The 25385-nt window shown below is 31.0% G+C and carries 23 protein-coding genes; all 23 read left to right on the top strand.

What is annotated here, in order from left to right; all coding sequences use genetic code 11:
• Positions 1-36 precede the first annotated feature (36 nt).
• The 23 genes from RR561_RS06795 to RR561_RS06905 all read left to right on the top strand — a co-directional run bounded on the left by RR561_RS06795 (position 37) and on the right by RR561_RS06905 (position 25141).
• Positions 37-714 carry a HEAT repeat domain-containing protein gene (locus RR561_RS06795; RefSeq protein ID WP_332506802.1) on the top strand — a complete coding sequence of 226 codons (678 nt, stop codon included), beginning with the start codon at positions 37-39 and terminating at the stop codon, positions 712-714.
• A 50-nt stretch (positions 715-764) separates the two neighbouring features.
• On the top strand, positions 765-1187 hold the full coding sequence (locus tag RR561_RS06800; RefSeq protein WP_332506804.1) for an NUDIX hydrolase: 423 nt from the start codon (positions 765-767) through the stop codon (positions 1185-1187).
• 385 nt (positions 1188-1572) lie between these two features.
• Positions 1573-2217, top strand: a complete 645-nt coding sequence (locus RR561_RS06805) for a YigZ family protein (RefSeq protein ID WP_332506805.1) — start codon at positions 1573-1575, stop codon at positions 2215-2217.
• 113 nt (positions 2218-2330) lie between these two features.
• Positions 2331-3089 (top strand): NAD(+) synthase, encoded by a 759-nt coding sequence (gene nadE, locus RR561_RS06810; protein WP_332506806.1) that lies wholly within the window; start codon positions 2331-2333, stop codon positions 3087-3089.
• 450 nt (positions 3090-3539) lie between these two features.
• Positions 3540-4262 carry a YebC/PmpR family DNA-binding transcriptional regulator gene (locus RR561_RS06815; RefSeq protein WP_332506807.1) on the top strand — a complete coding sequence of 241 codons (723 nt, stop codon included), beginning with the start codon at positions 3540-3542 and terminating at the stop codon, positions 4260-4262.
• 20 nt (positions 4263-4282) lie between these two features.
• Positions 4283-4537: a hypothetical protein gene (locus tag RR561_RS06820; RefSeq protein ID WP_332506809.1), complete on the top strand. Its 255-nt coding sequence runs from the start codon at positions 4283-4285 to the stop codon at positions 4535-4537.
• A 375-nt stretch (positions 4538-4912) separates the two neighbouring features.
• Complete coding sequence (mscL, locus tag RR561_RS06825) at positions 4913-5341, top strand: large-conductance mechanosensitive channel protein MscL (protein ID WP_332506811.1); 429 nt, start codon at positions 4913-4915, stop codon at positions 5339-5341.
• 67 nt (positions 5342-5408) lie between these two features.
• A complete protein-coding gene (gene bcp / locus RR561_RS06830; protein WP_332506813.1) occupies positions 5409-5873 on the top strand; it encodes a thioredoxin-dependent thiol peroxidase in 465 nt (154 codons plus the stop codon).
• 209 nt (positions 5874-6082) lie between these two features.
• Positions 6083-8089: an NAD-dependent DNA ligase LigA gene (ligA, locus tag RR561_RS06835; protein WP_442952302.1), complete on the top strand. Its 2007-nt coding sequence runs from the start codon at positions 6083-6085 to the stop codon at positions 8087-8089.
• A gap of 26 nt (positions 8090-8115) precedes the next feature.
• A complete protein-coding gene (rph, locus tag RR561_RS06840) occupies positions 8116-9498 on the top strand; it encodes a ribonuclease PH (RefSeq protein ID WP_332506817.1) in 1383 nt (460 codons plus the stop codon).
• Between the two features lie 75 nt (positions 9499-9573).
• A complete protein-coding gene (locus tag RR561_RS06845) occupies positions 9574-10047 on the top strand; it encodes a metallophosphoesterase family protein (protein WP_332506819.1) in 474 nt (157 codons plus the stop codon).
• Positions 10048-10380: 333 nt separating this feature from the next.
• Positions 10381-11664 carry a trigger factor gene (gene tig / locus RR561_RS06850; RefSeq protein ID WP_332506821.1) on the top strand — a complete coding sequence of 428 codons (1284 nt, stop codon included), beginning with the start codon at positions 10381-10383 and terminating at the stop codon, positions 11662-11664.
• Between the two features lie 236 nt (positions 11665-11900).
• Positions 11901-12485, top strand: a complete 585-nt coding sequence (gene clpP / locus RR561_RS06855; RefSeq protein ID WP_332506823.1) for an ATP-dependent Clp endopeptidase proteolytic subunit ClpP — start codon at positions 11901-11903, stop codon at positions 12483-12485.
• Positions 12486-12590: 105 nt separating this feature from the next.
• Positions 12591-13853 (top strand): ATP-dependent Clp protease ATP-binding subunit ClpX, encoded by a 1263-nt coding sequence (clpX, locus tag RR561_RS06860; RefSeq protein ID WP_334309601.1) that lies wholly within the window; start codon positions 12591-12593, stop codon positions 13851-13853.
• A gap of 533 nt (positions 13854-14386) precedes the next feature.
• Positions 14387-16699 carry an endopeptidase La gene (gene lon / locus RR561_RS06865; protein WP_334309602.1) on the top strand — a complete coding sequence of 771 codons (2313 nt, stop codon included), beginning with the start codon at positions 14387-14389 and terminating at the stop codon, positions 16697-16699.
• Positions 16700-16858: 159 nt separating this feature from the next.
• Positions 16859-17494, top strand: a complete 636-nt coding sequence (gene yihA, locus RR561_RS06870) for a ribosome biogenesis GTP-binding protein YihA/YsxC (protein WP_334309603.1) — start codon at positions 16859-16861, stop codon at positions 17492-17494.
• A 164-nt stretch (positions 17495-17658) separates the two neighbouring features.
• Positions 17659-18903, top strand: a complete 1245-nt coding sequence (locus tag RR561_RS06875) for a GspE/PulE family protein (protein ID WP_332506829.1) — start codon at positions 17659-17661, stop codon at positions 18901-18903.
• Positions 18904-18990: 87 nt separating this feature from the next.
• Positions 18991-20043: a type II secretion system F family protein gene (locus tag RR561_RS06880; RefSeq protein ID WP_332506831.1), complete on the top strand. Its 1053-nt coding sequence runs from the start codon at positions 18991-18993 to the stop codon at positions 20041-20043.
• A 226-nt stretch (positions 20044-20269) separates the two neighbouring features.
• Entirely contained in the window at positions 20270-20806 is a 537-nt protein-coding gene (locus RR561_RS06885) for a type II secretion system protein (protein ID WP_332506832.1), read from the top strand.
• A gap of 30 nt (positions 20807-20836) precedes the next feature.
• The gene (locus RR561_RS06890; protein WP_332506834.1) at positions 20837-22708 is read left to right on the top strand and encodes a hypothetical protein; all 1872 of its coding nucleotides are present in this window, start codon (positions 20837-20839) and stop codon (positions 22706-22708) included.
• A 191-nt stretch (positions 22709-22899) separates the two neighbouring features.
• Positions 22900-23430 (top strand): hypothetical protein, encoded by a 531-nt coding sequence (locus RR561_RS06895; protein WP_332506836.1) that lies wholly within the window; start codon positions 22900-22902, stop codon positions 23428-23430.
• A 144-nt stretch (positions 23431-23574) separates the two neighbouring features.
• Positions 23575-24741: an SEC-C domain-containing protein gene (locus RR561_RS06900; protein ID WP_332506838.1), complete on the top strand. Its 1167-nt coding sequence runs from the start codon at positions 23575-23577 to the stop codon at positions 24739-24741.
• A 25-nt stretch (positions 24742-24766) separates the two neighbouring features.
• Positions 24767-25141 (top strand): hypothetical protein, encoded by a 375-nt coding sequence (locus tag RR561_RS06905; RefSeq protein WP_332506840.1) that lies wholly within the window; start codon positions 24767-24769, stop codon positions 25139-25141.
• Positions 25142-25385 lie beyond the last annotated feature (244 nt).

Below are 25385 nucleotides of genomic sequence, written 5' to 3' on the forward strand. Positions count from 1 at the left end.
TGAAGCTTGTTATAACAATAGTTGTAGGGGGGAAAGATGGTAATAGGATGGGAAAATATAGATAACCTTGAAGATTACTTTATTACATATCTCCTTTATAAGAAGTCTCTTACAGTTCCACAAATATCAAGAATCAGAAATAAATCCCTTGAGGATGTCAATGATGACTTGATAAAAGCAAAGCTATCGATAAGAAAGTACAATAGAGGGAGCCAGTCTAAGGAAAAGGATACGATGGAATTATTTTTATCTTTATCCAAAGAAGAGAGGCTAGTATTTTTGAGTCAGTTAGAGGATAAGGCGCTAATTGATTTTAAAAGAAAAATCTATAGAGGCATTCTAAATATAGAGAATGTTGACGATTTGATGGTGTTAGTTTGGGCAGCTGGAGAGTTGAAGGATAATAGATTTTTAAATATAATATATCCATTAACAGAGAGGTATCACTCTAATCTGAGAAGAATTTCTTATTCAGCAATAGGAAAGATTGGATCAGATGATAGCAGTCACATTCTTGAGCTTGGTCTTTCTGATCAAAATCCTCAAGTTAGACAGTATTGTGCAAAATATCTTGGTAACATCGGTAGTAGGGAAAGTATAAGAATTCTTGAAAATCTTGTTAAGAACAAGGCTGGATTTGAGAAAGAGTATGTTATTAGGGCATGTGAAGCATCCATTGAAAAGCTCTATTCTAAATTCAGTATCAACAAATAACTCGCGTAGGTGCGCAGAGAAGAGTATTTATGAAAATGGAGGGATTCTAAATGATAGTAAGACGTTGTTCTGGCGGTGTTGTATTTTATGCAAATAAGGTTTTATTAGTTAAGAATGATAGAGGTGAGTGGACTCTACCCAAGGGGAAAATAGTTGGAGATAGTCTTCCTCATGAAAGTGCGATTCAGAGAGTAAAACTTGAGACAGGATCTCAGGCAAGGATACTAGATATTGCGGGTGACACTATATATGAATTCTTCTCAAGAAGTAGAAATCAGAGAGTTTGTAATGCTATCATGTGGTATGTAATGGAATCGGATTCTGATTTATCTGATGTGAGTGGTGAATTTTTAGATGGTGGCTTCTATAAGATTTCTGAGGCTTTGGAGATGTTAACTCATAGTAAAGAAAAATCTTTGGTAGATGTATCATATAAGAAATACAAAAACTATAAGATAGCTGATCAGGGTTAAATAAGAAGATATGAATTAAGTTTATATACATGGTGCTTTAATAGCACCATGTTTTTTATTTTCATAAAATATAAGTTGAAAATAAAATTATAAATTAAAAGCTTGGATATAAAATATAGTTTATAATTAAAAAAAATAGATGGAACGTAAACATAAAAATAAAATAAAAAACTAAAGACTGGTAAAAAAATATATTAGAATAAATAAAAAAATAAAATGAAATCTTTTCATAATCTATATTATAGGAAAACTATTGCAGATAATATGTATAATATCGGTGATAAAGTTGCAAAGCTGTGTATATATAATGTAAAATAATATATGAGGAAAAGATATTTGCCAGTAAATAATGAATTGACATAAATATGGAAATGGAGGTGAATTTGTGAAGCCATATAGAACGCTCCATAAATACGGTATAGATGAATTCACGATAGAAAAGTCAGTTTTTATAGGTCAAGCGAAACCTATAGAAAGTGAAGAAGAGGCAAGAGCCTTTATAGATGAAATGAAGTCCAAATATAAGGATGCAACTCATAATGTATGGGCATATACTGTTGGGGAAAATATGAATATTCAAAGGTATAGTGATGATGGAGAGCCACAGGGTACTGCGGGGATACCAAGCCTAGAGATTATAAAAAAAGAAGACCTAAGAAATGTAGTGCTAGTAGTCACTAGATATTTTGGTGGAACAAAACTTGGCGCGGGAGGATTGGTCAGAGCATACACAAAGGGAGCAAAAATAGGTCTAGAGGCGGGCAAAATTGTTGAAAAAAAACCATTTATAGAAATTGATATTTCTATAGAATATACACTTTTAGGAAAAATGCAAAACGAACTAGCAAATAGGTCCTACAAAGTCAAGGATATAGAATATACAGATGATGTAAAAATAATTGTATATTGTGAAGAAGAGAGAATAGACGATTTAAAGTCACTGGCTACAGAGTTTAGCAGTGGAAGTGCAGAAATAGTAGAAGGGGAAGAGTTCTATTTATCTGTATTAGATGGTGAGATACTGCTATAGAAGATAATTCAAATCATAAATACTATGATATAATGCTAGACATAAGCATGTCTTAGAATTAAGGTAGAGATATAAAAATAATTTAGTAATACAATAAGAAAAGGGGAAACTAGATGTTGACTAGAAGAGAACAGATCGATAAAACTATAGAATGGATAAAGGAAATGACAGCAAAAGCTCACTGTAAAGGTGTAGCTGTAGGTGTGTCAGGAGGAATAGATTCTGCTGTAGTTGCTTACTTGATAAAAGAAGCATTTCCAGATAACTCTGTTGGAGTAATAATGAATATTAAGAGTAACCCTCAGGATAAAGAAGACGGAATGAAAGTTATAAATGGATGTAATATAGAACATTTGGAGCTTACACTGGATGAACCAGAAAAATTAATATTAGATCAAGTAACAGATCAGTTAAAAGAAAAAAATATATACAGCGAAGATTCACTTAAGATGACAGATGCCAATCTAAGAGCAAGAGTAAGAATGGGAGCTTTATATGCAGTGGCTAACAATCTTGGCTACCTAGTAGCTGGAACTGATAATGCAGCTGAAATGTATACAGGTTACTTTACTAAATATGGAGATGGTGGAGTAGATATGCTTCCTATAGCAAACCTTCCTAAGAGTGAAGTCTATGAGTGGGCAAAAGAGCTAGGAATACATGATGACCTAATAAATAAAGCACCATCAGCAGGCCTGTGGGAAGGTCAAACAGATGAAAATGAAATGGGAACAACATATAATTATATAGATATGGTAGTGTCAGGTAATAGAGAAAATGTACCAGAAAAAGATTTAGAAATTATAGAAAGACTTCATAGAGTGAGTGAGCACAAGAGAGTGCCAGTACCAAAGCCTCCTATATTTAAGTAAGTTTATGAATATGAAAATATATTCATTATAGTAAATATACATAAGTTAGGTATAGTTACTTAAAGGTAGATTTTAAATAACTATATCTGTTAGTACTTTTGAATTTATTAGTACTTTTGACAAAATTTACTAAATGATAAAATTTATAGTGAGTTTAAAAAAATAACAAAAAGTTTAAAAAAATAATGGAATTTTAAAAAGAAATATTAAAGCTTAAAAAATGAATAAAAAGTTGCAACTGAATATCCTTGAATATTTACTTATAAATGGATATATGATAAAATATACTGTTGTGACGTCAAAATTAAAGTCACAGGGAGATTAGAGACTAATTTTGAGAAAAATTATTTACATAGTCTATTTAAATATGTATGATATGCATAGAGTATTAAATATTTAAGAAACGGTGCAAAAGTCACTAGATGATTAAAATATTAAGGAGTGAAAATAATGGGTCGTATACACAATATTGAAGGAAGAAAAGGTAAGCAGGATGCAGCTAGAGCAAATGTGTTTACAAAGCATGCAAGAGCTATCACAGTAGCAGCAAGAGAAGGTGGCGGAGATCCTGAATATAACGCAGCATTGAAGGCAACTATAGTAAAGGCTAAAGCTGATAATATGCCTAATGATAATATTGAAAGAGCTATTAAAAAGGGTATTGGAGCAGGTGAAGGCGAAAACTATGAATCAATAGTATATGAAGGATATGGACCAGGTGGAGTAGCAGTAATAGTTGAAACTCTTACTGATAATAAGAATAGAACAGCTGGAAATATAAGATATTACTTTGATAAGAATAATGGTAACCTTGGAACTCAGGGTTGTGTTGCTTTTATGTTTGATAGAAAGGGTATTATACTTATATCAAGTGAAGATGCTGAAGAAGAAGTATTGATGGAAGCTGCACTAGAACTAGGTGCAGAAGACTTTATATCTGATGAAGATGGATTCGAAGTAATTACAGCTCCAGAAGATTTAAATGATGTAAGAGATGGATTAGAAGAAAAAGGATATAAGTTTGTAGTAGCTGATGTTAAGTTGATACCTCAGACTACAACTGCTTTAGATGAAGATGGACAGATAAAATCAATGGAAAAACTTCTTGATGTTTTAGAAGAAGATGATGATGTACAAAATGTTCATCATAACTGGGAAATGTCAGAAGCTTAATTTAACAAAGTAGGTGCGATATGGAAAACAGAATTGAAGTAAAGGAAATTAACTTAAATGGATACCAAATAGGTTCATTTATGTTTACTCACAGATTGATAGAAGAAAACGAAGAAAAAGAAATTGAATTAGATGTGTATAAGGTAAGTGGTCCTGTAGTTCTTTATGTCAAGACTTACAAGGCGCCTTTTATACCAGAAGCAACTCCTATAAATATGTGTGAAGCATTGTATGAAGAGTTCTTCGCTAAGGAAGAAGATTCCTTTGAAGAGTAATAATAGGTAATAAATTATAAATAAATATATAAAGATAGGCTTTTCTAAGTCTATCTTTTTTTATTGTCTATCTTTATCGTATTTTTATTTATATTTTTTAGAAAAAGTAAAATGTCTTTAGAAAAAGTAAATGTCTTTAATAGTAAAGTAAGCAAAATGGCAATTAAAATAAATATATAAAACAAAAGTGTTAATTAAAATAAATGGATAAAATAAAAGCATTAATTAAAATAAAATATTTTTAGATAAAAAAATCTGTTTTTAATTCTAAATAAATACATGTATTTTCATAATAAAAATTAAAATAAAGAATTTTTATATAAAAATTGGGTATAAAGTCAATAGAATTTGTTAAAAATAGGGCAGGAGAGGAGGATGTGGCCATGTGTCACAAAAATTATGAAAAAATTTATTGAAGAATTTAAGGAATTTGCTATGAAGGGGAATGTCATAGATATGGCAGTCGGTGTTGTTATAGGTGGTGCTTTTTCAAAAATTGTAACATCTTTAGTTGAAAATATAATCACACCATTTATAGGAATTATTACAGGAGGTACTGATATATCAGGTTTGATGGTTAAGTTTGGAAATGCTCAGTTTAAATATGGAGCGTTTTTACAATCCATCATTGATTTTTTAATTATAGCACTTTCAATATTTGTATTTATAAAATTGATAGGGAAGCTTAAGAGTACAGTGATCGCTCCAGAAGAGATAGTAGAAGAGTCTCCAGCACTTACTACATCTGAAGAACTTTTGGTTGAAATAAGAGATTTATTATCTAAAGAGAAAAACAATTCATAAAATTTGCTTTTAAATTTTTTGCATTTGGGTATAAATATAACATTGAGAAATTTAAGGGAGGCAACTTATGAATATAGGAGATAAAGCACCAGATTTTACTTTACAAGATAAAGATGGCAAAAATGTTAGCTTATCAGAATATAAGGGTAAGAAGGTTATATTGTACTTTTACCCAAAAGATAGTACTCCTGGCTGTACTATGCAGGCATGTAATTTTAGGGATAACTATCCACAGATAAAAGAAAAAGGTGCAGAGGTAATAGGGATAAGCAAGGATGGAATAAAATCTCATACTAATTTTGCAAATAAGCATGAGCTACCATTTATTTTATTATCTGACCCAGAGACTGAAGTAATTCAAAAGTATGGTGTCTGGAAAGAAAAAAAGATGTTTGGAAAGACTTATATGGGCGTAGAGAGAACAACTTTTCTAATTGATGAGGAAGGTAATATAGTCGATATAATGGATGGAAAGAAAATGAAGGCAACTACAAATGCAGATGATGTTTTAAAGTCTGGATTTTTAGAATAGACTATTCAAAACTAATATTTACTCAATAAAAATGCTGTTACTTTGTAACAGCATTTTTCGTTGACCTTTAATTTAATAATCGCTGGAAAGAGAATGCCAAATTGTGATAAAATGAAATGTAAGACTATTTTTAGGAGATGAATATGAAAGAATTAAACTATGATGATATAATAAATGCAAAATTAGATGAAAAACAGGCAAAAGAATTGATGCAAGCTCTTATAGAAAAGCTAAATTACCATAGCAATCTTTATTACAATGAAGATAACCCTGAAATATCAGATTATGACTATGATCGAATGATGAAGGCTTTGATATATATTGAAAATCAGTTTCCAAATTTAAAAAAACCAGATTCCCCATCTTCCAGAGTAGGAGGGATAGTTCTTTCTAAATTTGAAAGCTATACTCATGAAAGACCTATGTTAAGTCTTTCTAATGTATTCTCAGAAAGTGAAATTAGAGATTTTGATAAAAGAGTAAGATCAAACTGCTCTGGTGAAGTGCAATATGTAGTTGAGTTTAAAATAGATGGTCTATCAGTAGGCTTAACTTATAAAGAAGGCTATCTATCAGTAGGAGCAACTAGAGGGGATGGCTACGTAGGAGAAAATGTTACTGAAAACATTAAAACTATAAAATCTATACCTATCAAAATAGATGAAAAAAGAGAATTAGTAGCAAGAGGAGAGGTATATATATCTAAAGATAGTTTTGAAAAAATTAATAACTATCAAGAAGAACATGATCTATCTATATATGCAAATCCTAGAAATCTAGCAGCGGGATCGCTTCGTCAGCTAGACTCTAAGCTTACGGCTAAGAGACCTCTGGATATATTTATTTTTAACTTAGAAAATATAGAAGATCTAGGATTAAAATATCACAGTCAGTCCTTTGAATATATGAAATCACTTGGATTTACTGTAAGTGAGGATTATAAGGTATGTAAGAAGATAGAGGAAGTAATTGACCATATCAACTATTGGACTGAACATAGAGGCGAGTTGGGCTTTGATATAGATGGAATGGTTATAAAGGTGGATTCTATAGAGCAAAGAGAAGAGCTAGGCTTTACAGTCAAAAGTCCTAGATGGGCTACAGCATTTAAGTTCCCTGCTGAAAAGAAAAAAACAAAGCTAAAAGATATTGAAGTAGAAGTAGGTAGGACAGGAACTATTACACCAACTGCAATATTGGATCCTGTAAGGTTAGCAGGAACAACTGTAAGCAGAGCAACCCTTCATAACGAAGATTATATCAATGAGAGGGATATTAGAATAGGCGACATGGTAATAGTTCAAAAGGCAGGAGAGATAATACCTCAAGTAATAGAGGTTTCAAAAGAGGATAGAACTGGTGAAGAAAAAATATTCACTATGCCGACTACTTGTCCTGCATGTGGAGAAGAAACTGTAAGAATAGAAGGTGAATCTGCAGTAAAATGTATAAATATATCTTGTCCAGCACAGATAAGAAGGGGTATAATACACTTTGTGTCAAGAGATGCGATGGATATAGATGGCATGGGAGAATCTATTATCACTATGCTTTTAGAACAAAAGATAATAGAAAAAATGGAAGATCTATATTATATGGACCCTGATAAGTTGGTAGAACTTGAGAGAATGGGAGAAAAATCTGTAGAAAACTTAATGGCTTCTTTGGAAAAATCGAAGTCTAATGAGCTTTGGAGATTGATCAACGGTCTAGGAATTAAATTCGTAGGTGTCAAAGGAGCCAAGCAACTAGCTGCTAGCTATAATAATTTAGATGAAATAATGAATTCTAAAAAAGAGGAACTAGTAAATATAGATGATTTTGGGGAAGTGATGAGTGATAGTGTCGTTAAATTCTTCAAGGAAAATAAAAATATAGAAACTATAGAAAAATTACGCCAAGCAGGGCTTAATTTTGAAGCGGATCACGGTAAATATGATGATATTGCTAAGATTTTTGATAAGATGAAGATAGTTCTTACAGGCACACTTCCAACTATGAAGAGAAATGAAGCCAAAGAACTCATCGAAGCTAGAGGGGGAAAGGCAACTTCCAGTGTGAGCAAGTCTACAAGCTTTGTTTTGGCAGGTGAAGAGGCGGGTTCAAAACTTGACAAGGCAGAAAAATTGGGAGTAAAGGTAATAGATGAAGATAAATTTAAGGCTATGCTTGATTTAAAAACTCAAGAGGAAGTATTGGATATTCTTAATAAATAATTGAAAATGGGGTGCGGTATATAACAATGGAAAATAATAAATCAGCAATGAATGTGAGACCTGATGGAAGAGAATTAGATGAGATAAGAGATGTAAAAATAACAAGAAATTTTACAAAGTATTCTCAAGGGTCTGTACTTATAGAGATGGGAGAAACAAAAGTAATATGTACGGCTAGTGTGGAGGATGGAGTTCCACCATTTCTAAAAGGTGCAGGAAGTGGATGGATCAGTGCAGAGTATTCTATGCTTCCAAGTGCAACTCAAAAGAGAAAAAGAAGAGATTCAAGTAAGGGAAAGATAGATGGTAGAAGTCAAGAAATTCAACGTTTAATAGGTAGAGCAATAAGATCGGTAGTAGATCTACACTCTTTAGGAGAAAGAACTATTTGGATAGATTGTGATGTGATACAGGCAGATGGTGGAACAAGAACTGCATCTATAACAGGGGCATATGTTGCACTTGCAGATGCACTATATAGCCTGCTAAAAAATAAGGAAATAAAGAAAATGCCACTACATTCAATGATGGCAGCAATCAGTGTCGGCGTTGTAGATGGTGATGTTAGATTAGATATTTGTTATGAAGAAGATTCAAATGCAGAAGTGGATACAAATGTAGTAATGAATAATAGAGGTGAATTTATAGAAATTCAAGGTACGGGAGAAGAAAGACCTTTTACAAAAGATGAATTAACTAAGATTTTAGAATACGCTGAAAAGGGTAATAAAGAACTAATGAGAAAACAAAGAGAAATTCTAGGGGAAGTGGCAGATTCAATCATAGGTCGTGAGTATGAAAGAGAAGCTGTTATAGCTACTGGAAATGCACATAAGCTTGAAGAGATACAGAGGCTTCTAGCCGATATAAACTTTGAAATCAAGTCTTTAAAAGATGTTGGACTTGAAGATATAGAAATAATAGAAAATGGAAAAACTTTTGAACATAATGCATTGATAAAAGCCAGAACTATAGCAAAAGAAACTGGAAAGATATCAATAGCAGATGATTCAGGTATAGAAGTAGATGCGCTAAATAAAAGACCAGGAGTTTACTCAGCAAGATATTCTGGAGAAAACGCAACTGACGAAGAAAATAGAATCAAGATGTTCAAAGAACTAGAGGGTGTAACCATGGATGATAGAACTGCTAGATTTGTATGTGTTATAGCAGTAGTATTTCCAGATGGTAAAGAAATTTTATCTCGTGGCGTAGTAGATGGAAGAGTGTCTAAAGAAGAAAGAGGAGACCACGGATTTGGATATGACTGTATGTTTATTCCAGATGGATATGATAAGACATTTGGTGAACTTCCAAGTGAGCTAAAAAATAGTTTTAGTCACAGATCTAGAGCTCTTGAAAAGATGAAGATACAATTGGAAAATATAATAGATTCAAGAACTATATAGTATCAATATTTGCTACTTTATAGTTATAAAATCTAAAAGGCAAGTGTAATAGTTAATTATGAAAGTAGGCAAAATATGAAAATATTAATATTATCAGACTCTCATGGCGTGAAAAAATATATGGATAAAATCATTCCAATAATAGAAAAGGATGTAGATTTGATAATCCATGCTGGAGATAACTTTAGGGATTCAATATATCTAAAAGAAAAAACACAAAAACCTATAATAGCAGTAGCAGGCAATTGTGATTTTGAAGATGTTGAAAGAGATATGGAGTTTGAATTAGAGGGAGTTAAAATATTTTTAACTCATGGTCATAAGTATGGTGTCAAATATGGACTTGGAAACCTTGCAGACATAGCACATGAAAAAGGAGCGAGGATAGCAATATTTGGTCATACACATGTCAAAGAAGACAGGATGGTGATGGGGGTTCAAATGATAAACCCAGGAAGTCTTGCTCTTCCCCGTGATGGCGTTGAGAGAAGTTATGTAATTATGGATATAAAAGATGGTAATTTTACATATGAATATAGATTTTTGTAAAGCAAAAATACTTTAAGCACTTTCAAGTAACTTTAAAAAAATCTTTGAAAGTGTTTAAAAAGTTAAACTTTATGGTAAGATAGAGGTACTGGTGTGAATTGGTAAAATTCTAATCAGTATTTATAAAACCACAATATAAAAGAAATATCATTATTGCGGAAGTTTATATGATTTAATATAGTATTTTGTAAAAAACAATTAATCAATGTGGACAAATTTGCAAAAATGGGTGCAATTTCAAGTATTTTATAGTATAATTAAATGGTTGAATTGTGTTTTTATATAATGACAATCGAAGAATATTATAGACATTAAACTTAGGAGGAAATTTTTATGAAATCTGAATTAATAAACAAAGAAGGCAATTCTGTAAAATTTGAAATATTTGTTGATGGTGCAGAATTTGAAAAGGCTATAGATAAGGCTTATAACAAGACTAAGTCTAGATACAATATACCAGGATTTAGAAAGGGTAAGGCTCCAAAGAAGATAATTGAAATGAACTACGGTAAGGGAGTATTTTTCAATGACGCTTTAGATATAGTTCTACCAGAAGTATATCCAGTAGCAGTTGAAGAATTGAATCTAGATGTAGTGAGCCAGCCAAGTCTAGACATCAAAGAAATCAATGATGACGGATCTTTAACTTTGATAGCTATAGTTGATACTAAGCCAGAAGTAGCTGTTGAAAGCTACAAGGGTGTAGAAGTAGAAAATATAGAAAAAGAAGTAACTGAAGAAGAAATAACTAATGAACTAAATGCTCTTCTTGAAAAGAACTCAAGAATGGTAGACGTTGAAGGTCCAGTAGAAAACGGACTAATTGCAAATATAGACTTTGCAGGAACTTTAGACGGAGAAGCCTTTGAAGGTGGAACTGCTGAAGGATATTCATTAGAAGTAGGTTCTGGATCATTTATACCAGGATTTGAAGATGAAATGATTGGAAAGCCAGTAGCAGAAGAATTTGACGTAAATGTTACTTTCCCAGAAGACTATCCAGCAGAAGAACTTGCAGGAAAGCCAGTAGTATTCAAGGTAGTAGTAAACGATCTTAAGAAGAAGGAACTTCCTACTTTAGATGATGCTTTTGCACAGGATACAACTGAATTTGAATCATTAGAAGAATTAAAGAATGATATCAAGGCTAAGCTTCAGGAAAAGGCTGATACAGATGCAAAGGACGAACTAAAGAATGCAGTAGTAAATGCTATTGCTGATGGTGTAGAAATAGATATACCAGCTTCAATGATTGAAAGTCAGTTAGACAGACAATTAGAAGAAATAAACATGCAGTTAAGCTATCAGGGATGGTCTCTTGAAAAGTTCGCTGAACTTTCAGGACAGACTATAGAAGATATAAGAGAAGCTAGAAGAGAAGAAGCTGAAAATATGGTTAAGAATACTCTAGTAATCGAAAAAATAGCTGAAATGGAAAATGTTGAAGTAACTGAAGAAGATCTTGAAAAGGATATGGAAAACTTCGCTACTATGTATAATATGGAAATAGAAAAGATTAAGGAAGCTATCGGCGAAGCTGAAATAGAAGGAATGAAAAACAGAATTAAGAATGAAAAGACTGTAGAAATGCTATTAGACGCTGCAAAAATTAAGTAGTCTAATAAAATAAAATTACTGAATTGATATATTAGCTAAATGTATCTTATAATCTATAGAAATATAGGTATGTTAATAATTGATACTAAATAACTAATTATAAAAATAAAATACGTATATAACCAAAGAACGTTTAGTATAGGTTATATTTAGGTATAAAGAGTAATATATATTATATGATAAAGACCACAAAGCTTTGTGGTCTTTATCTAAAATTGAGAAGTGGAGGTGCAGATATGGCATTAGTACCATATGTAGTAGAACAAGATGGTAGAGGAGAGAGATCATATGACATATATTCTAGACTTCTAAAAGATAGAATTATCTTTTTAGGAGATGAGGTCAATGATACAACTGCAAGTTTGGTAGTAGCTCAGCTATTATTTTTAGAAGCAGATGATCCAGATAAAGATATACATCTATATATAAATTCTCCAGGAGGTAGTATAACAGCTGGAATGGCAATTTATGATACTATGCAGTACATAAAGCCGGATGTAAGTACTATGTGTGTTGGTATGGCAGCATCAATGGGTGCATTTTTGCTAGCTGCAGGTGCTAAGGGAAAGAGATACGCTCTACCTAATAGTACAATTATGATTCATCAACCACTTGGTGGTTCACAGGGACAGGCAACTGATGTAGAAATACATACAAAGTTCTTATTGGATACAAAGAAGAAGTTAAATGATATTTTATCTGAGAGAACAGGACAGCCATTAGATATTGTAAAGCAAAATACTGAACGTGATAACTTCATGACATCAGAAGAAGCCAAAAATTTCGGCTTAATAGACGAAGTAATTTCTAGTGGTGTATAAAAATAGCAAGAGTAGTGTTATAATGTAGTTGTAGCTACAATATTGTACGCTAGATTTGAAATCCTACTTGTAATAGGATTATTCAGAGTGAAAGGAAGTGATAGAGTGCCTAAGCAAGATAACAATAAACAATATAGATGTTCGTTTTGTGGTAAGGATCAGGACCAGGTAAAGAGAATAATAGCTGGACCAGGTGTATACATTTGTGATGAATGTGTTGAATTATGCGGTGAAATTATCAAGGAAGAAATGGATGATTCAGAGGAAATGCTAGAGGGTAATCTTCCAAAGCCAAAAGAAATAATGGATATTTTGGATGATTATGTAATTGGGCAAAAAAGTGCAAAAAAGGCACTTTCAGTCGCAGTATACAATCACTACAAGAGAATATACAGTGGAAACAAATCAGAAGATGTAGAAATTCAAAAGAGTAATATACTTTTACTAGGACCTACAGGTTCAGGTAAGACATTATTAGCACAGACTTTGGCAAAGATATTAAATGTACCATTTGCTATAGCAGATGCTACGTCTCTTACTGAAGCTGGATATGTTGGTGAAGACGTTGAAAATATAGTACTTAAACTAGTTCAAGCTGCAGATTTCGATATAGAAAAAGCGCAGAAGGGAATAATCTACATAGATGAAATAGATAAGATATCAAGAAAGTCTGATAATCCTTCAATCACAAGAGATGTAAGTGGTGAAGGTGTACAGCAGGCACTTCTAAAGATTCTAGAAGGAACGGTAGCAAATGTTCCTCCAACAGGTGGAAGAAAACATCCGCACCAAGAATTTTTGAAGGTAGATACTACAGATGTTTTATTTATACTAGGTGGTGCATTTGACGGAATAGATAAGATTGTTCAAAAACGTAGTAATGAAAAAGTACTGGGCTTTGGAGCAAAAATAGAGAGCAAGACAGATATGGATTTAGGAAAGCTATATTCAAAGGTAATTCCAGATGACTTATTAAAGTTTGGTTTGATACCAGAGTTTGTAGGTAGAATACCAGTAATAGCAACACTAGATTTATTGGATGAAGAGTCTCTAGTAAAAATTCTTACAGAACCAAAGAATTCATTGGTAAATCAGTATACAAAACTATTTGATTATGATGATGCTAAGTTAGAGTTCAATGAAGATGCTCTTAAGTCTATAGCTAAAAAGGCTATAGAAAGAAATACAGGAGCTAGAGGTCTTAGAAGTATTATAGAACATTCTTTGATGGATACTATGTATGAAATACCATCTATGGAAAATGTTGAGAAGGTAGTCGTAACAAAAGAGTGTATAGAAGATGGAGCAGATCCTCTTGTAGTTTACAAAGATGTACATGATATTGTAAATGATGAACCTATTTCATAGGATAATAATTATTTGAATTTAGGAAGTGACTCTTTTGAGCCACTTCTTTATTTTTAGAAAAAAAGAAAATAAATCATAATCTTAAAATGGAATTTTATTACTAATTTCTATTTTAATAGTCAGTTTTTCGCAGGTAAATCTATATAAGAAGCATATTTTTACAAAAAAATACAATAATTTGCAAATTTTTGGTAGAAAGATGTTGAATTTAGGTATACACATATATATAATAGTTAATACACGTACTTGCTTGTGTAACCAAAAGTGTTACATTTAAGAAATATTTGGACTGCTAATAATATACGACTTGCATATAGGATATGCAACGGAAAGGAGAAATTATGGCAAATAAAAAGGATAAAGACATAAAGGATAAAGATATAAAGGAATTATTAGACGATATGTTTGATGAAGTAATGGATGATATAGAAGATAAGGAAAAGGAAGAAGAGGCTATAAAGGAAGAAGCTAATGTTTCAAAAGAAGCTTCTAGATCAGAAGATGGAGTAATAGTGTATGAAGACACTATAGAAATGCCAATGATACCACTAAGAGGAATTTCGATTTCTCCATGTATCTTACAGTCATTTGATATAGGAAGATTGAATTCTATAGAGAGTTTCGAGTTGTCTATGATAAATGATGAGAAAATTTTCTTAGTTAGTCAATTTGATTCTTCAATAGAAGACCCTGAGATGGAGGATATATATGGTGTTGGTACTATATGTAGCATAAAACAGGTAATGAGAACATCTGATTCTTCTATTAGAGTATTGGTGGAAGGGATAGGAAGAGCAAGACTTGAATCTATGAGAATAGATGAAAATGACGCTTGGATGGGAACTATAACACCTATAGAGTTTGATGAAGATAGATTTGAAGAGGATGATAGAAATTATTTAGAGGCATATTCAAGAAGATTGATGAAGGGATTTGAGGAGTATATAAGCATAGCAGCGGATATGCCATCAGATGCATCTATGGATCTTACTGATTCACAAGGCTTCTCTATGACAACTGATATTATAGCATCTAGCTTGTTTCTAAAGTTTACTGACAGACAAAAGATACTAGTAACTTTGGATATAAAGGAAAGAATGCAGATGCTTCATGAATATCTTCTTCATGAGATAGACGTAATAAAAATAGACAAGAAAATAAGCTTAGATGTAAGAAAGCAAATGAATAAGGTTCAAAAGGACTACTATCTAAGAGAACAGTTAAAGGCAATTCAAAAGGAATTGGGAGATACTGCAGAAGGTAGTGAAGTAAGCGAGTACAAAGAAAAGCTAGAAAAACTAAAGGTTCCAGCTGAAACTTATGAAAAAATAGAAAAAGAAATAGAAAAATTTGAAAGAACTCCTCTTGGTACACCAGATTATAATGTGTCTAAAAATTACTTGGATACAATATTCTCACTACCTTGGAACAAGGAATCTAGAAATAGATTTGATATCAAAAAATCAGAGAAAATATTAAATGAAGATCACTATGCTTTAGATGATGTCAAAGAAAGAATTCTTGAATATTTGGCTGTTAGAAAGTTATCTAAAAATCTAAAGTCACCTATTATATGTCTTTCAGGACCTCCAGGTGTAGGTAAAACATCTATAGCAAAATCAGTTGCAAGATCTTTAGGTAGACCTTTTGTAAGAATATCTTTAGGTGGAGTAAGAGATGAAGCTGAAATAAGAGGACACAGAAGAACTTATATAGGAGCTATACCTGGTAGAATAATCAATGCTATCAAGGAAGCTAAAACAAAGAATCCTGTAATATTACTTGATGAAATTGATAAGATGTCAAATGATTTCAAGGGAGATCCAACTTCAGCTATGCTAGAAGTTCTAGATCCAGAGCAGAACAAGTACTTTGTGGATCATTACCTAGAACTACCATTTGATTTATCAAAGGTAATGTTTATCACTACAGCAAATGATCTAAGACAGATTCCTAGACCTCTATATGATAGAATGGAAGTTATTGATATAGAAGGATATATAGAAGAAGAAAAACTAGAAATAGTTAAAAGATATATTTTAAAGAAGCAGTTAAAAGAAAATGGATTAGAAAAAGACTTTATAACAATGGACGATGATTCAATTAAGTTCTTAATAAGCAGATATACTAGAGAATCTGGTGTAAGACAGCTAGAAAGAACAATCGCCAAACTTTGTAGAAAAGTTGTAAAAGAAATGGCAGAAAATCCAGATCTTCAACCAGTAAAAATGGATAGAGAACTAATAGTTAAGTATCTTGGAGCCGAAAAATTCAAGGAAGACCCACTAGATCTAAAGCCTCAAGTAGGTGTTGTAAATGGTCTAGCTTGGACTGCTGTAGGTGGTGTAACATTGGAAGTAGAAGTGAGTGCACTACCAGGTAAGGGCAATATAGTGTTGACAGGAATGATGGGAGATGTAATGAAAGAATCTGCTAGAGCAGGTATTTCTTATATAAGATCTATCGCTGATCAGTTAGATATAGATGAAAAATTCTATAAGGAAAAAGATATTCATATACATATTCCAGAAGGAGCAACTCCTAAGGATGGACCTTCAGCAGGTATTACTATGACTCTTGCAACTATATCAGCTCTTACAAATAGACCAGTACCTGGAAATATTGCAATGACAGGTGAAATTACTCTAAGAGGTAGAGTACTTCCAGTGGGCGGAGTAAGAGAAAAGGTACTAGCAGCATATAGAATGGGAATTAGAAAGATCATATTACCAAAGGATTGTGAATCTGATTTAGATAAAATTCCTGAAAATGTAAGAAATGATATAGAATTTGTATTAGTAGAGAAGATGCAAGAAGTTATTGATGTAGCTTTACTAAAGAAATAGGGTGAAATAGTGGCAAATAATAAAAATAAGAATACAGCAAAAAAATTAAAAGCAAAAAAAAGTAAAAAGAGTGGAGATGCTCCATATCCATATACTAGAAAAAATAAAGAAGTAGAAGAAAGAGAAGCTAAAGTAAAGGTAAAGAGTACCGAAATTACTATGAGTGCTGTCAATAAGAGTCAGTATCCAGTAGATGGAGTACCAGAAATTGCACTGGCAGGTCGTTCAAATGTTGGAAAGTCATCTTTGATAAATGGACTTCTAAATAGAAAGAGCTTTGCACGTACTTCACAGACTCCTGGAAAGACTAGAACAATCAACTTCTACTTAATAAATAAAGAATTTTTCTTTGTGGATTTACCAGGTTACGGATATGCAAAGGTAGCTAAAACAGAAAAAGAAAAATGGGGCGAAATAATGGAAAGATATCTAGCAGGTAGAAATGAGCTTTGTGCGATTTTATTACTTGTAGATGTTAGACATGAACCTACAGAAGATGACAAAATGATGTATGACTGGATTAAGTTCTTTGGATATAACTGTATAGTGGTTGCAACAAAGGCAGATAAAATATCAAAGGGACAGTATGACAAGCATAGAAGCGTCATTAGAAAGAAGCTAGAAATGCAAGACGATGAAAAGATAATATTCACTTCATCATCTAAAAAATCTGGTATTTTGGATCTTTGGGATGAAATAGTATTCCAGTATGAATCACATGGGTTCGAAATAACAACAGAAGAAAATATAGATGACTCTAAAGAAGGCATAGAGGCTTCACAAGAAGAAATATAATTTCTAGAAAATAATTAAAAAAATATTAAAGACAACATTTCAATTGAAATGTTGTCTTTTTTTGTAAAATATAATATGAAATCTAAAATTACTAGTTTAAATATTATTTTTAAAGACTATATTATTATAAATATATATATACAAATATAAGAAAGGATGATGACATGGATGAACTTCTGTTAAACATCATTACGGCGAAATATGCACGTTCAAATATTGTATTTCCAGTAAATATAGACGATAAAGAGTTAACAGTTCAGATGAGCTCTTTTGATATAAATCTAATAAGTAATTTAAAAATAATATCAAATAGAGAAATAGTTGTTGTTCAAAAAAGTGAGGAGGAAATACTTAAAAATATCAGAGATAACTATAAAGTATCGGATAGAAATGAAAATAACTATGCTGAATTAATGTTTGAAAATCTAGTAGAAAGTGCTATAAAAAAGGGAGCAAGTGATATACATATTGAGCCATTTGATGGATATGTGCGGGTTAGATATAGAATAGAAGGAGATCTTTTAGAGGTAAACAGATATCCCTTAAAAGACTATATAGAACTGGTAAGCATAATAAAATTAAAATCAGCTTGCGACATTACTGAGAAAAGATTGGCTCAAGATGGCAGGTTTAGTTATTGCAAGAATGGTTTTGATGTGGATGTTAGATTGGGGTGTATGCCGACTGTATATGGAGAAAAGTTGGCTTTGAGGGTATTGGATAGAAATAATTTCATTAAGAATAGAGAAAATCTAGGTTTTTCAAAAAAAGCAATCGAAATAATCGATGATATTATATCAAAAGGTTCAGGTATACTTTTAATTACAGGTCCAACGGGAAGTGGGAAATCATCTACTGTATATTCGATTTTAAATGAAATCAAAGATAGAAAGATAAATATTATGACTATAGAAGATCCCATAGAATATAAAATTGAAGGTGTAAACCAGATACAGGTAAATTTAAAATCTGGAATCAGATTTGATAATGGTTTGAGAGCTATTTTGCGACAAGATCCAGATGTGATTATTTTGGGAGAGATTAGAGATTATGAAACAGCCAAGATAGCAATTAGGGCGGCAATAACAGGTCACCTAGTCATAAGTACTCTACACACCAATGATGCCATATCCACTATAGTTAGACTAAGGGATATGGGGATAGAGCCATATCTAATCAAGGCAAGTCTATTAGGAGTGGTGTCACAGCGCTTGATCAAGGCGAATATAAGTAATAGAAATTATCAGTCAGCTAATTCTGTAGCGAGGAGAAGGCTAGTATATGAACTACTTAGGATAGATAAAGATATTCAAGAAGCTATTGTAAGTGATAAGGACCCTGCAGTTATGAAGGAAATAGCATTAAAAAATGGAATGATTAGTTTTGAAGATTCTATAAAGGACCATTAAATGAGCAAGAAAATGTATTGTTAAAATCTTGAAAATATAGTAAGTGATGTTTGTAGCTTAAATTTAAGCATTATTAAAAATGGTGATATGAAAATATTTGATAATAAAAAATTAATAGATAAGGAAATAAAAATAATGTGTAGACAGATGTCTAGCATGTCTAGATCTGGGTGTAATATAGTAACGATTTTTGAAACACTGATAGGATCATCTTCCATAAATATGGCAAGAGCTTTGAATATAACTAAGCTAAATGTAGAATCAGGAAAAAGCTTGACAGAATCATTTTCTAACAGTAACTTATTTTCAAAGTTCTTTATCAATATGCTACATGCGGGGGAAGTAAGTGGAAATACTGACTATATGTTAGAAAGCCTATCTGTATATTATGATAGAGAGGATAAATTAAAATCAAAAATATTAAGTGTGTCGATATACCCAATTATTTTAATAATAGTATCTGTTATTGCACTGAATTTTGTGATGTTATTTGTCGTTCCAAACTTTGAGATGGCATTTGATTTGGAAAGTGTCGACTTGCCAAGTTCTACTAGAAAAATATTTGCGATATCAAACTACTTGAGAAAAAATATGATATATATTTTAATAAGTACACTTATAATAGTTGGATACATCTTAAAGTCTATCAATGATGACTATAGATATAAGTTGTGGAGAGATGAGGTTAGATTTAGGATTCCGATGTTCAAAAAAATAAATACACTAATTATATCTAATAAATTTGCAAGGGTGTTGAGTATACTATTGGATAGCGGTGTATATATTGTCGAGGCAATAGAGATATCTAGTAAGACCTTAAATAATAGTTATGCCGAGGATAGGTTGAAAATTGCACAAAACTATATAGAAAAAGGTAATACTGTGACTGATTCTCTAGAGTTATCAGGTATATTTCCTCAAATATTTATATCTATGATTGCTTCAGGTGAGGAATCAGGTCGATTTAATGATGCCTTGAAAACTGTGAGCCAATACTATGAAGAGGAACTGGATATTGAACTGGATAATTTTATTAAATTGTTTGAACCGATAATGATAGTTTTGATGGGAGTATTAATAGGCTTGACTATGATAGTGTTACTATCTCCTATGTTTGATATTATATCTAGCATATCATAGCTATAAATTCGTATATAGCTATAAATAAAAGTATTACCTTGATATATGACGATAGCCTTGGTGGATAAGGAGGTATTTGATAGATACTTTGATTTAGAACTAGAGAAGTGAATATACGAAATTAGGATTTAAGTATGAATTCTTAATTTGACAAAGTTAAAGTTGATATCGAAAATAATATATTTGTATATATAATTAGTATTTTGATTTATATAAGGAGGAATATATGTCAAAAGAAATAGAAAGACTAAATGAAAATCTAGAAGTCTACAGCTATGAAGCAGAACTAGAATATATTGATGATAAAAATAAACTTGCTAAATGTAAGGTCAATAAAGAGGGAAGACCTGATAAGAGCAGAGATTCAAAACATGGAGAGGAGCTTCTTTATAATACAAAATTTAGGAAAAGAAAGGGATTTACGCTTATAGAAATGATAGTAGTAGTGACTATTATAGGGATACTGTCTGGTATAGTAGCTATAAAGTATAATGGAGCTCAAAAGATGGCAAAAGAAAATACAGATTACGCAAATGCTTCTGTGATTGCTACAGCAGCATACATGTCAAAAGAAAATGGAGACGGTGCTGAAACATATAAAAATGCCGTTCAACTAAAGGAGAAACACTATCTAAATAGGGTTCCAAAGCCACAAAGTGTAAGTAAAGAAGAATTTACAATATTAGAAGAGGATCAAGATAATGGTGATATCTTGGTAAAAGTGGGAGAAAAGATATTTTATCCTAAGCCTGATAAGAATTAATCTTCATTAAATAATTAAAAGGAGGATAGTATGAAATTAACACGTTTATATATAATATTTGAAACAAATGGATACAGTATGTTAGCTATTAATAGCAAAAAAGATAAGATGGACGTTGAACTTGATGAATACTATCCTTTTGAAAGTAAAAATACTAGCTATGCCATAAATCAACTTTGCTTTAAAATATGTGATAAAATAAGGGTACTACAGAGTGAGAAACGTGTAAAGGTAGCTGAATTAATATGTATAGCTCAAAGTAGCGATATGTGGTTAAATGATATCGAATTATTATCTAAATCAAAGCAGAAAGAAATTGAAAAATTAATAGATATAAAGTTAGATCAAGTAAAAGGCTTGGACTCTAGAAAGTACATTAAATACTATGAGAAACTAGAAAAAATAAATGAGGACTTTACCAAATATAGAATATGTATATTTCCAAGATATATTATTGAACTTATGAGCAAAATAAGTAAGATTTCAAAAATAGGGTGTAAAAAAATTTATGCATCATATCAGATTGTTGACAATCTTGAAATAGCAAGTGATAGTGAAGATAAAACTATTCCCGTTTTGGAATTTCGAAAAGAAGATATAGTTTTATATATTCGAAAAAACACAAAAATAGAAAGTACTATGATAGTGGACGATAGACACATCGATTCTTCGCTCATATCGTATCTATCTAGAAGTGATAATATAACTGTTTTTGGAAATGAAGAAAATAACGGATATAGAATATTGAAAAAACAGTTGAAGTTTAAAGATAATCTTGGTAAATATGCTTTGATAAATAATTTGGAAGGTAAAAAAAAGCCAGTTTGCAATTTTTATGAAAAAGAGGAATCAAGATCTGTATACGTGAAAATTATGAAGCTGCTTTTTTTATTTTTGTTAATAATATCTATTAAAAGTATAAATGTCTTCGCTGAAAATATAAAACTTGAAAATGAAAAAGAAGCAAAGCAAGAAATAGCAATCAAAGAAAACAGAGAAGAAGAGCTATGGAAAAATAAAAACTTTGACAATCTGTATGGTGTAGATATCTGGAAAATATATGACATATCTACAGTATTGTCTAAAAAACTAAAAAATATAGATATTGATCAAGAAAAAATAGTATTTGAATTTCTGCTTTCAGATAAATCACAAATAGCGTCTATATTGAGAGAAGAAGTTTTTGAAGGTGCAGAAGTAGAGTATATACGATCTGAAGAAATTTCTCGTAAAGAAGCAAAACAAATATACGGCATAGGAGAAAATAATGAAGAAAGTAATAAAGAAACCAGGGAAAAAAATAATAATCAAGAAAAAACCAAACAAAAAGGTAATCAAGAAAATAAAGAAAAAAGTGGGAACAAAGATAATCAAGAAAAAAGTAATCAAACCGCAGAAGAGTACCCTAAAGAAAACGATAGTAAAAAAGAAACCTACAAAGAAAATAGTAAAGAAAAAACTAGTAAAAAAAGTTGCTGGAAAAAAATTGGTGAAAAAGAAAAAGAAAATATCTTAAGAGTTATCGATAATTATAGATATTCATACGCAGAAGAAAGTGTAGAGAAAATAGAAGTATCAGATGAGATAGAAGAAGTAATACTAGAGAAAAATAATATAGATCAAACATATAAAATTGATAAAAAAAATAAATCTACAAAAACTAAGGAAGAAGGCAATCAAGAAAAAACTAATAACGTTGATATTCAAAGAAAAGAAAATAGAGAAGATCATAAAGAGTTGCAGGAGAAAAAATTAGAAGAAAACAAAGAAGAAAATGAAAACTCTAAGACAGTAAATGTAGAAAAAAATAATAAAATTAAAGAAGACGAGACTAGGGAAGATGAGAATAAGGATAGAGAAATGGTAAAAGTATACTTAATAAAAATAAGTATAAAAAAATAGGATATATCTCATTTATAAAATGTATGTTAGTTCTAAAATGCATATTGATTAAAGAATGTATATTGATTAAAGAATACACATAAAATAAAAATATGTATAAATCCTAAAATATAGATAATAAGTAGCTCCGTGCAATATGTCATGAAGTATATCAGTAATACTTATAAAGCTGTATATAGATGGAGGAAGTCATGTATAAAAAAAAGTTAGTGTTATCCTTTATGATTCTCGCCACAATTTTTCTTCTTAATATTTTATTTTTATCTCCATACAATGAAAAAAATATTTCTTTAAGAAAAGAAATAGAATCTATAGAAAGCAGACAAGATTACGAAAGCGATCAAAGTCTAATTGATTCTGATAATAGCAATATACAAAGCTCTAGTCAGGATAATGAATATAGTGACAAATCATACCAATCAGATAATGCAGAATATTTAAAGGACTCAACTTCGAAAAATAGTAAAAAAACCCACTTGGAAAGAAATAGAGAGTTTTATGAACAGATTTCTATGGATCCTAATGTAGTATCTATTGAGAAAAGTAGCCAAGAAAATGAAAATAAATATAGAATTATGTTAAGAGGAGAAAATAAAGACTTTATAATGTTTATGAATTATCTAGATAAACAAAACAAAAAAGTAAAAATTGACCAAATAATGTACAATAAGTATGAGAAAACTGGTGAATACACAATATTAGTTAACTTATTTTCTAAATAGGTATGTTTAGTATTTTCAATCCCTGATATATGTGATATAATAAAACCACTGTGTAAAGGCTAGATACACAGAAATAACTCGTATAATAATAGAGAAATCGTATTATTATGAGTAATACAATCTAATATTAGGGAGCAATAAAAGATGTTAAAAAGGAATGATAAGTGTTACTGCGGAAGTGGAAAAAAATATAAAAATTGTTGTATGGAAAAAGATAAGGTTAGCAAAGTAGAAATACTGAACAATAATGCCTTAGACAACAAGAAAGAAAAAATCGACAAAAAGTATACTGAATCTATAGTAAAGTTAAGTGGATACTTAGAGGAATTAATAGGAAAAGACGATAAATTTAAAAAGCATGAGGAAGAAGCTAGAGAGTCATTTTTTGATGAAAATACAAAGAATGATGCAGCAGCAGCTAGATTTTTTGCGTCATACTTCTCATACGACTATGTAATTGGCAAGGATATGACTCCTGCTATACATATATTGAACAAGAAAAAGTTCAATAATACAGAAAAGAGAATCATATCTAATTGTGTAAACTCTTATCCAAGCTTATTTGAAATAGATAGCGTTGATGGTAGAGAAGTAACAATTAAGGATTTATTTACTGAAAAGAAATACAATACTCTTGACTCAAAGATTTTGGGTGAATTTACTAAGGGTGACTATCTAATCGCAAGACCAGTATTGATTGATGATACTTATATATTGATAGACCTTACTATAAGAATTCAACCAGAAACTAAGGATGTGATATATGATAGTATTATGGAAGCCTATGAAAGTAGTAAGCCAAATCAGGTAAATATGGAATATTTTGTAATGATTAATACATTATTCTTCTATAAGTATATGGTACAGCTACTACAGATGAGCGATTATGTTGAATCTGAAGATGGAAGTCAGGACAATGAATCTCAGGAATCAAATGAAGCTTCAAAAGAATCAAATACAGAAGAAGTAGTTGAAAATCTTGAAAAAAGCGAAGAAAAGCTTGAAGAAAGTGAAGAAAAACTTGAAGAAGTTCTTGATTCAATAGAAGATGAAATGACTAAGATATTAAAGGCTAATATAGAGGATTCATCTGTTCTTGAAGGTGTGATCAAGGTATGGAGCAGTGTTGTAGGAAGAACTGAAATTACTGGTTCTGAAAACGGATGGGCATCAGGTCTTGAATATCACTATAGAAAGTCAATTGGAGAAAATGTTACTCAAACTGCTATAGCTAAGAGCTATGGAGTGAGTGCAAGTACTCTAGCTAAGAGAAACAAGGAAATTACTTCTTTAGTATCTATAAGTGAATAATTAATATATTACCGTAGGAGGCAATATGAACCTAAACATAGGAAATAGTATACCTGTAGCAACTAGTTTTGTTAAGTCTAATCCAGCAGTGCCAGTTTATAATGGCGAAGAAAATATGGAGAATCTGTATGCGGTTATATACCATATAGAGATAGGATACAACAAATCGGGTGAGCAAGAGATACTTCAATATGTAATAGTGGATTATAAGAAATACTCACTAACTGAAGAAGAAAAGAAAAACATATTGGAAATAGCCCAAAACTATTGTGAAAACAAGGGTATAGAAAACGATAAAAACTTAGAAATAAAACTACTTGATAATGAAATTGCTGAGGACTTTTTAGAGAAGATATTCAACAATATGAAGGTAATCAGAGGAATGATTTCAAACGAGTAATATTGTAGGAGGCTGTTTATAGCCTCCTTTTAGATTGCATAAATTAGTGACTATTTTGGAGATAATTTGTAGATCAGTTGATATTGTTAGATAAATTGTATATACTGATAAAAACATAGAAAAGATTTTCAAATATAATATGTAGATAAAAAGAGCAAGGAATAAAAATAGCAAGGATATAAAAATAGTAAGGATATAAAAATAGTAAGGATATAAAAATAGTAAGGATATAAAAATAGTAAGG

Origin of the sequence: Peptostreptococcus sp., from assembly GCF_036639115.1 — a bacterium.
In the GTDB taxonomy this organism is placed as follows: domain Bacteria; phylum Bacillota; class Clostridia; order Peptostreptococcales; family Peptostreptococcaceae; genus Peptostreptococcus.